8 protein-coding genes are annotated in these 11,062 nt (G+C 72.2%); 1 reads left to right on the forward strand and 7 read right to left on the reverse strand.

Going from position 1 to position 11,062, the window contains the following annotated elements; genetic code table 11:
• Positions 1 to 6 precede the first annotated feature (6 nt).
• The 7 genes from ACIG36_RS06915 to ACIG36_RS06945 all read right to left on the reverse strand — a co-directional run bounded on the left by ACIG36_RS06915 (position 7) and on the right by ACIG36_RS06945 (position 10,238).
• A complete protein-coding gene (locus ACIG36_RS06915) occupies positions 7 to 537 on the reverse strand; it encodes a gamma carbonic anhydrase family protein (protein WP_399923157.1) in 531 nt (176 codons plus the stop codon).
• 157 nt (positions 538 to 694) lie between these two features.
• The gene (locus ACIG36_RS06920; protein ID WP_399923988.1) at positions 695 to 1,366 is read right to left on the reverse strand and encodes a DedA family protein; all 672 of its coding nucleotides are present in this window, start codon (positions 1,364 to 1,366) and stop codon (positions 695 to 697) included.
• A gap of 171 nt (positions 1,367 to 1,537) precedes the next feature.
• Positions 1,538 to 2,227, reverse strand: a complete 690-nt coding sequence (locus ACIG36_RS06925) for a hypothetical protein (protein WP_399923160.1) — start codon at positions 2,225 to 2,227, stop codon at positions 1,538 to 1,540.
• Between the two features lie 30 nt (positions 2,228 to 2,257).
• Complete coding sequence (locus tag ACIG36_RS06930; RefSeq protein WP_399923163.1) at positions 2,258 to 4,852, reverse strand: glycosyltransferase; 2,595 nt, start codon at positions 4,850 to 4,852, stop codon at positions 2,258 to 2,260.
• The gene (locus ACIG36_RS06935; protein WP_399923166.1) at positions 4,849 to 7,839 is read right to left on the reverse strand and encodes a glycosyltransferase; all 2,991 of its coding nucleotides are present in this window, start codon (positions 7,837 to 7,839) and stop codon (positions 4,849 to 4,851) included. Before ACIG36_RS06935 ends, ACIG36_RS06930 begins: the two co-directional genes overlap by 4 nt.
• On the reverse strand, positions 7,836 to 8,663 hold the full coding sequence (locus tag ACIG36_RS06940; RefSeq protein ID WP_399923169.1) for a glycosyltransferase: 828 nt from the start codon (positions 8,661 to 8,663) through the stop codon (positions 7,836 to 7,838). Before ACIG36_RS06940 ends, ACIG36_RS06935 begins: the two co-directional genes overlap by 4 nt.
• Positions 8,664 to 9,191: 528 nt before the next feature.
• A complete protein-coding gene (locus ACIG36_RS06945) occupies positions 9,192 to 10,238 on the reverse strand; it encodes a hypothetical protein (RefSeq protein WP_399923172.1) in 1,047 nt (348 codons plus the stop codon).
• Positions 10,239 to 10,659: 421 nt separating this feature from the next.
• On the opposite strand from ACIG36_RS06945, the gene ACIG36_RS06950 reads away from it, so the two are divergent.
• Positions 10,660 to 11,025, forward strand: coding sequence for a hypothetical protein (locus ACIG36_RS06950; protein WP_399923174.1), 366 nt, complete (start codon positions 10,660 to 10,662; stop codon positions 11,023 to 11,025).
• Positions 11,026 to 11,062: the final 37 nt, after the last annotated feature.

Raw genomic sequence — 11,062 nt, forward strand, 5'->3', positions numbered from 1 at the left:
GCGCGCTCAGCCGCCCAGTGCCTCGCGGTGGTCGCGCGCCAGGCCCAGGTACATCTCGGCGTTCGTCCTGATGTGCTCGCGCTCCTCGTCGGTCAGCTCGCGCCGCACCTTGGCGGGCACCCCGGCGACCAGCGAGCCGGGCGGCACCCGCATCCCCTGCGGCACGAGCGCCTGTGCCGCGACCAGCGAACCGGCACCGATGACGGCGCCGTTGAGAACGGTCGCGCCCATGCCCACCAGCACGTCGTCCTCGACCGTGCAGCCGTGCAGGACGGCGTTGTGCCCGACGGTCACCCGCTCGCCGACGGTCACCGGGAAGCCGGGGTCGACGTGGACGGTGCAGTTGTCCTGGACGTTGCTGCCGGCGCCCAGCGTGATCGGACCGCAGTCGGCGCGCAGCACGGCGTGGTACCAGACGCTCGCGCCCGCGGCCAGGGTGACGTCCCCCAGCACGACGGACGTCGGCGCGGTGAACGCCTCCGGGTCGACGTCGGGCTCCTTGCCGCCCACACCCGCGATCAGCGCCCGCTCCGCCATTGCCGTCTCCTCACCGCGTACCGGCCGATTCCGGGGGCACGCTATGCCAGGGGCGCGGTCCCGGCGCCCTGGTGGGGCCAAGATCACATGCGAACGGCCCCCGGCTGCTGCCGGGGGCCGTGCTGTGTACGAAGGTCTGCGAGGGACCGTGGCCGGACTACTCCGCCGCGACGGTCTCCGCCTCCGCCGGCCGCTGTCCGGCCGGCTCCCCGTCGCCCTTCGCGGCGGCGGCCTTCTTGGCCTTGATCCGCATGACGACGAACGAGCCCAGACCGAAGAGGACGGCGGCGACCAGGCCGAGCCAGGAGAACTTCTTCAGCCACTCCTCGGCGACCTTGCCCACGGAGTAGATCACCGCGACCGTACCGCCGGCCCAGACGATGCCGCCCAGGACGTTGGCGATCAGGAACTTCCAGTACGGCATCTTCAGCACGCCCGCGAGCGGCCCGGCGAAGATCCGCAGGAGCGCGATGAAGCGGCCGAAGAAGACGGCCCACATGCCCCACTTCTGGAACGACCGCTCGGCGGTGGCCACGTGGTGCGGCCCGAAGTGCTTGGGGAACTTGCGGCCCAGCCACTCCAGCAGCGGCTTGCCGCCCTTGCGGCCGATCAGGTAGCCGATCGAGTCGCCGATGATGGCACCGGCGATGGCACACGCGCCCAGGACGTACGGATTGATGTGGTCCTGCGTCGCGGCGAGCAGCGTGGCGCTGACGAGCACGATCTCACCGGGAAGCGGGATGCCCAGGCTCTCCAGCCCGATGACCCCGCCCACCAGGAGGTAGACGGCGATCGCCGGTACTGTCTCGAGCCACTCCTGGATGTGCAACGCCGGTTCCTCCCGTTGAACGACCTGCTTCCCGCCGCGCGCCACACGACGCACGGCGGGAAGCCTACTGGAGGTAAGACTCACGGAGCGGCCCCGCGGTTGAGGGGCGGCCGGGGTTGTTTCGGGTGGGACGGCCCATACCGGCCCGGATCGCCCCCTGTCACGTTCCCGCTACGGCGCGGTGAGGCCCGCCGCCATGAACGAGAACTGCAGCGGGGACCAGGTGCCACTCGTGCCCGCGGTGAAGATCACGGCCGAGTTCGTGGAGGTGGACGCGACCGTGACGATCGCCGTCGCGCTCCCCACCGCGGCGGTGGCCACGACGACCGGCGGGGAGGTGAAGGGCTTGGCGAACGTGATCGTGAAGGTCGAGGTCGCCGACCGGGCCGAGGTGAAGCCGGAGCCCGAGACACGGTTTCCGTTGGCCCCGACGGTTCCGTACACCCGCTGCTCCACCGGCTGCGGAGCGCTGATGCGGAAGCTGAGCTTGGCGGAGGTGGCACCGATCGATAATCCGTCCGGGACGGTCCGGTCGCCCGGAGTGGCGTTCGGCAGGGCCTGGACGTTCACGGAGTAGAAGCCCTCCGGCTTGTTGCCGATCGCCTCGGCCTTGAAGCGCACCAGGCGCCCGTCGGGGTCGCGGCTCTCGATGGGCAGCGGCTTGTTGATGCCGGCGTCCAGGTTCATGAAGCGGATCTCGCCGGTCGGGGGGAAGACCAGGCCCTCCGGCAGCTTCACCTGGATGATCTCGCCCGGCTCGACCGGGTTGCCGTCGACGTACACCTCGATCGTGAACGAGGAGTTGGCCCCCGGCTCCAGGATCTGCGGGCTGGGGCTTCCCTGATTGATGTGGAACGACATGTTGTTCTTCCCTTTTCTCGGGGTGGTCGGTCACCCGTCGGCGACGGGTGCCTCGTGCGGGAGCCGGACGCCCGGGGTGACCCGGTGGTAGGCCGCGAGCTGCGCGGCGGCGATCCGGTCCCAGTCCAGGTGGGCCACCGTCGGCGGCCCCTTCGCGCCCAGCGCCGCGCAGCGGGCGGGGTCGCGGGTGAGTGCGGCCAGGGCGGCCGCGTAGGCGTCGACGTCGCCGGGCGGGACGCGCACACCCACGTCGTCGGTCACCAGCTCGCGCAGACAGGGGATGTCGAAGGCCAGCACCGGGGTGCCCGTGGCCAGGGCCTCGGCGGCGACCATGCCGAAGGTCTCCTGGCGGCTGGGCACGCAGGCCAGCCGGGCCGAGGCCAGCAGATCGAAGCGGGCCGGGCCGTCGACGCGGCCCAGCCAGCGGACCCGGTCGGCGATGCCGAGCTCGGCGGCCAGGGCGCGGACGGCGCCGGCGTGCGGGCCCTCGCCCGCGATGTGCAGGTCGGCGGTGATGCCGGCGGCCACGCGCGCGTAGGCGCGCAGCAGCAGGTCCAGGCCCTTCGACGTCGTCTCGAGGCGGCCCAGGTAGAGCACGTGGTCGCCCCGCCCGACGACGGGCCGGGTGAACGCGGCCGGATCCACGCCATTGGGGACGACCTCCACCCGGGCCGCCGGATTGCGCCGGCCCAGCTCGGCGCCGAGATCGCGGCTGACGGCGACGAGCGAACGGTGCGAGGCCAGCCCGCGTCGCTCGACGGCGCCGAACGGCAGGTGGAACTCGCGGGCCTTGTCGGCCGCGAACAGCCACTGCACCAGGCCGACGACCGGCCTGCGCGTCAGGTAGGGCACGCACACGGACGAGAACGGGGCCGCGAAGTCCTCGACCACGACGTCCGGGTCGTGACGGCGGGCCAGCACGCCCAGCCGGGTCACGACGACCGCGAAGTAGGCGATCTGGGAGGCGAAACGGCTGCGGGCGAGCGGCCCGAGGTGCGCGGGCAGCGGCACATAGCGGACACCGTCCAGCACGGTCGTGGTGGCGCCGGGCCACGGGGCGACGACGACGGTCACCTCCACGCCGCGCGCGGCCAGCCGCCGGCCGACCTCGTGCGTACGGACCGAGCCGCCGCCCGCGCCGGGCCGCCGGGGGTCCTCGAAGCCCAGGTGGAGCACCCGGTACGGGCCGGGGCGCCGGGGCCGGGGGCGGGCCGCGAGGCCCGCGCCGGCCAGCACAGCGAGTGCCGCGAGGGCCCACGGCAGGGGGTACGGGCGCAGGGCGAGCAGGGCACAGGCGGCGACGCCCCCCGCCAGGAGCGGCCCGGCAGCCCCCGCGGCCGGTCCGGGCAGGCCGGCCCGGCGCCGGGCCCACCCGACCGTCACCACCGCGACGGCGCAGGTCACCGCGGCCGAGCACCAGGCCAGCGCGAGGGGACGGGCCGCGGTGAGCGCGTAGCCCACGCCGCCGGTCAGGCAGGCGAGGGCCAGCGTCACGACGACCGGACGGGCCGGGCCCCAGGCCTGGAACACGACGGTCGCCAGGACGATCGTGGCGCTCGCGAACCCGGCCAGGGCGAGCGGCGGCAGCAGCGCGGCCGACGCCGTGTAGTGCCGGGGCAGCACCAGTCCGGCCACCGCGTCAGGACAGGTGGCGATGGTGACGGTGATGGCGGTGCCGGCGATCCAGTGCAGCCGCAGCGCACCACGGAAGTGATCGCCTGCCGCTTGCGACCGCCCGGCGGCGAGCCGGGGGAAGACGACGGTGGCCAGGGCGGTCGACAGGAAGAGCGGCACGCGGGCGAGGACGAGCAGCGCCTGGTACGGCGCCAGGTCCGCCGAGCCGCCCCGCACCGCGGTGGCGACCACCACGTCCAGCGTGAACAGCGCGCAGGCGAGTACCTGGATGCCGCCGACCGCCGCGGCGCCGCGCCACAGACCGCCACGCGCGCGTGCCTGCGTCGCCTCACCGGGCCGCCGTCCCGTCAGGTCGCCGCGCAGGGCGACCAGTCCGGCGACGGAGGTGACCGCCGCGCCGGCGGCGAAGGCGCCGATGGCCCCCGCGGCACCCCACCCGGCGGCGACGGCCGCGACGGTGACGGCGATCCGTACGAGCACCTCGGCGACCCGCAGCGCGCCGAGACCGGCGAAGCGCTCGCGGCCCTGCAGGTAACCGGCTCCGACGGAGTTGAGCCAGATCGTCACGCACGCGGCAGCCAGCCCGGCGAGCGGGCCCGGACCGGCGTACGAGGCGACCGCGCCGCACGCCGCCACGGCCGTCAGGAAGGACAGCCCCAGCGCCAGCCACAGGCAGGAGCGCACCGACAGCCGGCGCCGCGCACTGCCGGGCTCGCTGGCGGCGACCTCGCGCGCCAGCACCCAGGGCACGGTCGCACCGGCCAGGGTGCCGACGCCGAGCAGCACCGAGGAGACCGCCGCGTAGACGGTGAAGTCGGGTGCGGACAGCAGGTGGACGAGGTACAGCGAGAGTCCGTAGTTGGCGATGCCGACCAGCACGGCGGAGACGGTGAGCAGCAGCGCGCCCTGGACCGGGCCGGTGCCCGGGGAAGCGATGGTGGCGGTGGATGCGGGGGTGGCGGTGGATGCGGGGGTGGCGGTCGTCGTCATGGTCGCCCCGCCTTGCCGGAGCCGGTGGCGACCAGCGCCCGGACGTCGTACACGCGCAACGCGCCGACCGTCCTGCCGGGTTCGCTGTGCACGAGACGTGCCTCGCGCTGCAGCACGCCGGGGAGTCCGGCACCGATCCGCGCGTATCCCTGCGTCACCAGCTCGGTGGACAGCACGACGTAGTCGACGCGGTCCCGGCGCAGGTCGGCGAGGGTGTCCCAGGGGGCGAGCCGGGCGCCGGGCAGGACGAAGGAGGTGCCCTCGTCGGTGGCCGCGACGACGCTGCCCGCGGCGAGGTGCGTACGGGACCAGGCCAGGGTGCGCCGGAGGGCGTCGTCGTGCCGGGTGTGGACTCGGGCCCAGACGACGGCGTCCACGGTCAGGGCGAGCGCGGCGAGCACTGTGCCCGCCCTGGTCGCCATGCCCTTGGGCCGGAGGAGGACGTCGAGTGCGAGCGCGAGGGCGGCGGTGCTGGTGACGACCAGCGGGTAGAACATCTGCTCCTCGAGCGTACCCACGGCCACCGCGTAGATCAGGTGCAGCAGCGTGCACGCCGCCCACGCCGTGATCAGCGTCCGCCCAGGAGCGTCGGCGAACACCCCGGGCCGCCGGGTGTGGCACCACAGTAGCCAGGCGACGGCCGCGGTGCCGAGGGCGATCAGGGCGTAGGGGACGGCGAACTGGCCGAGCTGGACGAGCAGCCGGTCGGTGAAGGCGACCGTGCCGTCGGTGCTGTTGAAGCCGCTGATCTGCTTCAGGCCCAGGGCGCGGGCGATTCCGTCGGTTTTCTGTGCCCACCACGGCGCCCAGTTGCCGGTGGCGGCCGTCGTGACGACGTACACCGCGTAGCCGGCGACGGTGACGGTGGCGGCCGTCAGCCGCATCCGCCGTGTGTCCCCCCGGGCGGCGAGGCCGAGCACGACGACGGGCACGAACGTGCCCAGCGCGTACGGCTCCTTGGTGGTGATGGCGAGCGCGAACAGCAGCCCCGCGCCCACGCCGGTGGCGGTCCGGCCGCGTGGGGTGGCCGGGGTGCGGGCGAGCACCAGCATGCCGAGTGCGGTGGCGGCCGTGGCCTGGGCCTCGAGCATGACGCGGCTGTCGAAGCGGTTCAGGAACGGGTCCAGGGCCAGGAACAGTCCGGCGAGCAGCGCCAGGGAGCCGCGGACGGTCCGGCGCAGGAGTGCGGTGACGGCGACGACGGTCAGTGCCCCGGTGGTGGCGATGACGGGCCGCAGGTCCAGCACCTGGTGCAGCAGGTCGCCGGAGGCCTGGCCGGTCAGCCGCATGAAGGCGGCCAACAGGGCGAACAGGGCGGGCGGGTGGAGCGCGAAGAACTGCCCGTCCCAGACCGGCCCTTGGCCGTCGGCGAGGTGCCGGCTGATGGCGGTGTAATAGAGCTCGTCGACGAACACGTCGTAGGAACGTCCGACGTGGGCCAGCCGCAGGACGAGCGCAAGGGCGAACAGGGCCAGAAGGGCGCCGGCGCCGGCGGCCCGGGTGGTGGCGCGGCGGCGGCCCGGCTCATGCCGCCGCGCCCGGACAGGGGGGTGGGCCTGCCAGCCGAGGACGTCGTTGTGCCGGGCGAGGCGGACGGACACCCGTTCGTCGCCGGTGTCGACACCGATGCGGGTCAGGACGGCCTCGGCGTCCCGTTCGTCGGCGCCGAGCAGCAGCAGGCCGGGGCGGGGGCCGGTGAGGTCGACGAGATCGGTCGTGCGCAGGGAGGCGAGATCGGCGCGCTCGAGCACGTCGGCCGGGGCGTTGACGATCACGCATGTGTCGGTGACGGTGCGCCGCTCGACGGCCTTTCCCCGGCCGGTGCGCCGCAGCCGGCCGTCCTCGGCAGTGAGCGTGGCGAGCAGGTGGGAGGCAGTGGCCGTCCAGCTGAACCTGGCGGCCCACTCGCGGCACTCCGCCTCCCACCGGGCGGCGTCCTGGGGCGCCTCGACGGTGCGCAGGGCCTTGGTGAGGCCGGAGGCGAGGTCGTCGTCGGGGCCCAGGAGCCAGCCGGTGACGTCGTGGCGGACGGTGTCGCGCAGCCCGGGGACGTCGTAGGCCAGGGCGGGCACCCCGGCGGCCGCGGCCTCCATCACGGACAGGCCCCAGCCCTCGGCGAGGGAGGTGGTGGCGGTGATCCACGCGGAGTCGACGAGCGCGTCGCGCTCCTCCTGCGGCACGCGGCCGTGCAGGACGACGCAGTGGCCGACGCCGAGTTCGTTCACGAGCGCGGCGAGGTCCGGGCGCGCCTCGCCGTCGCCGACGATGTGCAGTTCCGCGTCGGGCAGTTCACGGCGGAGGGCGGGCATGGCGTGGACGAGCCGGTCGACGCGCTTTTGTGTGACGAGCCGTCCGACGCAAACAATGCGCGGCGCCTGTGCACGATGGCGTGGCCCGGTGGCGGGCGGTGCCGGGTCGAGGCCGGCGGGGGCGAAGTGGACCGGGCCGCGCACGGCGAGCCGCCGGCGGATCTCGGCGCGGGTGGAGGGGGACACGGCACAGACCGCGCGCCGCCCGTACACCAGGCCGCTGCCCCGCCCCTCCAGCCAGCGGCCGAGGCCGGCGGCGGGGCGGGGGAACCACAGGGCGAACTGGCCCTGGTGGACGTGGTGGATGAGCAGCACCACAGGGGTGCGGCGGCGCACGACGAGCGGGGTGAAGAAGGGGATGCCGTTCTGCGAGTCGATCACGGCGGCCACCGAACGGCGGTGGCACAGCAGCCACAGCAGGACGAACGGGTAGACGGTGAACCGGCCGCCGCCGCGTACGACGGTCCCGAAGCCGGTGTCCTCGCGGCGGGCGGCGCCCCGGGGGCGGGCGGTCAGGTACGTGACGCGGACGCCCGCGTCGTGCAGCTGCCGGGCGACCTCCTCGCAGTACAACTCGGCGCCGCCGGCCTGCGGGTGGCGGCCGTCGCGCCAGTTGCAGACGACGACATGGCGGCCGTGCCAGTCCTTGGTGGCCGGGAGGGCGGTCAGCAGGTTCATCCCGGCTCCTCGACGGTACGGGTGGGGAGGGCGTGATGAACGGTCCGGGGCGGGCGGCGGTGCATGGTCCGGTGCAGCCGCCACAGCTCGCCGGCCACGCGGCGCCCGTCGGCGAACGGCCGGAAGCTCGAGCCCTCCTGGTCGCTCCACACGACGGGGAACTCGGCGAGGCTCAGCCCGAGGGCACGGGCCCGCGCGATCACCTCGAGGTCGAAGGCGAAGCCGGTGGTGGTGACGTCGGCGAAGATCCGCCGCGCGGCCTGGGCCTCGAAGAACTTGAACCCGCACTGGGTGTCCTTCACCGGCCCGGAGAACCTCCGCGTCGCCAGCCGGAACCCGGCCCCGCCCAGCCGCCGCAACGCGGGCTGACGCACGGGCATCCGCGCCCCGGCACAGCGCCGGGAGCCGATGACGACCTGCCGGCCGTCCCGCAGCAGGGCGACCGCGTCGTCGATCGCGGCGGCGGGCGTGGCGAGATCGGCGTCGCAGAAGCCCACCCAGCGGGCCCTGGTGGTCACCATGCCCCTGGCCACCGCGGCCCCCTTGCCGCGGCGGGAACACCCGGTGACGGTGATGGGAATGCCGGAGGCGGCGAGCCGGTCGACGCACTCGGCCGTGCGATCGCTGCTGCCGTTGTCGACGACGCGCAGCGCGGCGGTCAGCGGCATGCCGCGTAGGTGTTCGGCGAGGGCGACAACCGTGGGGGCGAGACGTTTCTCCTCGTTGTAGGCGGGGATAACGAGTTCCAGATCGAAGGCAGCGGCGGCCGGGTCGGATCCGGCGGCCGGTAAGGGGACGTGAGCGTCGCCCCGGACAACTGCCATGCGGGGACGTTCCACTGCGGAGAACTCCTTTTGCGGGGTGCGCGGAGCGGACAGGCCAGGGCATCGGGCACGGACTGGCCGACGCTTCCAAGTGCACCGTGGACGAGCAAATGGTCGATGAACGATCCGTTGATGCGCAGGTGGCGAAGCAGATGCTTCCTCTCGCCGCCCGGCGGCTGCCGACACTCGCAGCCCCGACTCGCCGGACACAAATCGCAGAAGAGGGTTTCCGGTCGGTACGGCGGTGTCGGGCCAGGTCAGGGCATGAGCCCGGCCGTCGCCGTCATAAATCCGCGCGAAATACCGGCTCTTCCGGGCGAGCGTCAAGTAGGCGTTCACCAGGGGTAATCGGCGACAGAAGGCGGCTCGAAAGCGATGGGCCGGTGATCACCCGGTTGACGCGCCGAATTGCCACAACCAGACTGACGCGCTGCATCGACCCAGCGAAAGGAGAAGGCATGTCCTCAGCTCCTGGACATGGCGGAGCCGGTGGACCGCAATTCGTGACGGGCCACCGGCTCCGGGAATTCAGCGACCTGCGTACGGGTCGGCAGCGGAAGGCACGAGGCCCACATGGGCGACGAGCATGCCCGCGCTGCCACCCGGATTGGCGGGCAGTTCCTTGTTGAATCCGGAAGGGCCGGGGTTGGCAAACCGCACGGTCACCTCACCGACGCCCTCCGGGACCTGGAAACGCAGCCGGCGCTTCCGCCAGCCCGGATTGTTGAGCTTCCTCCGGGAGTCCTGGGACGAGACGTCACCCTTGCCGGTGTAGTACTGCACATAGTCGTCCCAGACCAGAACGGTCTCGGAACCCGGCTCGCCGCACCGCACGTCCGCCCGCAGATATGTGGGCCCGGCGGTGTCCTCCTTCGTGAGGTGGTATCCGGTGTGGAACGACAGCTCGTACCAGGCGCCGGGCCTCACCTCGACGGTCTGCTCGATATAGCCACAGGTGTTGGAGCCGTTGACGTCGACGATGTTCTCGCCCGACGCGAAGGGGCGCTCCCGGTCCACCGGGAAATGACCGTCCGCGTCACCGTTGATCACGTCGATCAGTTCGCCGGGCGCGCCCGTCCGGGACGGCGCCCAGACACCCTTTCCCTGGTACGTTCCCACGTTCCACGAGCCGAGTTCGGAGGCCTTCCGCGCAAAGAGCACGCCCTGATTGGGCTCCCATTTCCCGTCCGGCTTGAACCGCACATCGGCGAAGTCGCCGTTCTTGATCAAGCTCTCGGGCGGCCGGGGGGAGACGATTTCGAACTCCACGCCGGCCTTCACTCCGGCTATCTCGATCGCATCCTCCAGCTTCCGCAGGCCAGGGGCCGCGTCCGGGAGCGCCTGCACGTCGATCGAGTAGAAGCCGTTCTGGCGCGGGGTGCTGTCATTGAGGTGCAACTCGCTCTGGAACCGGAGCTGCCGGCTGCCGGGATCCCAGGTCGCGGGGAGCACATCGTTGATCTTCGCACCGTCGGCGATGTACCGGACCACGCCTCCTTCCGGGAACGTGATGCCGTCGGGGAGCCGTGTCGCTATCCATTCCTTCTGACCGTTGATGACGACATCCGAGGACACGTCGATGGTGAAAGCCCCCTTCCCTCCGGGCTGCAAGGTGTGCGGAACGAATCCCTGCCTGATTGTGAGTGCCATTGTTCCGGCCTTCCTCTCGTGCATTCTCCCGGGCGACCCGGACGCGACGGGACATTACCCGGAGACAGCCCCGCAAACGCAAATCCGAATCGATCGGTTCGGCCCGCACCGAATGCATCGAGCCAGCCTTCCGAAGAAATCCCATGCTTATCGATCAAGTGAAACCCTCCCGGGAACTACCGGCTTTGTTAATCGACTGTCAAGTGCGGCTCCACCAGGGGAAATCGAACTGCGAAAAGGCGGCTCGAAATGAATGCACGGGCGATTCACTCGGATGACAGACCCCCGGGCGGCCGTGCTAACAATGGTCTCGGCAAATCCGCCCGACCGAATCGGAGGAAAAGCAATGGCTATTGCATTCAAGCGGGTCAAGTTCGAGGTGGACCGTGCACCCATGGCGGCTCCGTACTCGCAGAAGCAGGGATTCACGATCCCGGGCAAGATCCGCAACGACGAGAAGGGGCGCCCCGTCATCAATGTGATGCTCCAGTCGTACTCCCTCGAGGTGCTGGAGAACGGCAACCCGAGCCACTGCTCGATGTCGCTCGACCAGGTGGGGCTGGAGATCGTCTCGAGCGAGGACACGGACGAGGACGGACAGGTCAAGCTGACCCTCTGGCGCCGTAACCACCCCAACCACGCGACGAACCCCGGCTGGGGCTTCAAGGGCACGGTCACCGCGCTGGTCATCGCGGACCTCATGAGCTCCTGACCGCCGGGCGGTGCCGACCGCCGTTGAATGCAGAAGG

Source organism: Streptomyces sp. NPDC053048 (genome assembly GCF_044547045.1).
Classification (GTDB): domain Bacteria; phylum Actinomycetota; class Actinomycetes; order Streptomycetales; family Streptomycetaceae; genus Streptomyces.

Excerpts from the sequence above, each read along its gene's own strand:
- ACIG36_RS06915 (WP_399923157.1), bottom strand. The coding sequence starts at position 537 with ATGGCGGAGCGGGCGCTGATCGCGGGTGTGGGCGGCAAGGAGCCCGAC.
- ACIG36_RS06925 (WP_399923160.1), bottom strand. The coding sequence starts at position 2,227 with ATGTCGTTCCACATCAATCAGGGAAGCCCCAGCCCGCAGATCCTGGAG.
- ACIG36_RS06930 (WP_399923163.1), bottom strand. The coding sequence starts at position 4,852 with ATGACGACGACCGCCACCCCCGCATCCACCGCCACCCCCGCATCCACC.
- ACIG36_RS06935 (WP_399923166.1), bottom strand. The coding sequence starts at position 7,839 with ATGAACCTGCTGACCGCCCTCCCGGCCACCAAGGACTGGCACGGCCGC.
- ACIG36_RS06940 (WP_399923169.1), bottom strand. The coding sequence starts at position 8,663 with ATGGCAGTTGTCCGGGGCGACGCTCACGTCCCCTTACCGGCCGCCGGA.
- ACIG36_RS06950 (WP_399923174.1), top strand. The coding sequence starts at position 10,660 with ATGGCTATTGCATTCAAGCGGGTCAAGTTCGAGGTGGACCGTGCACCC.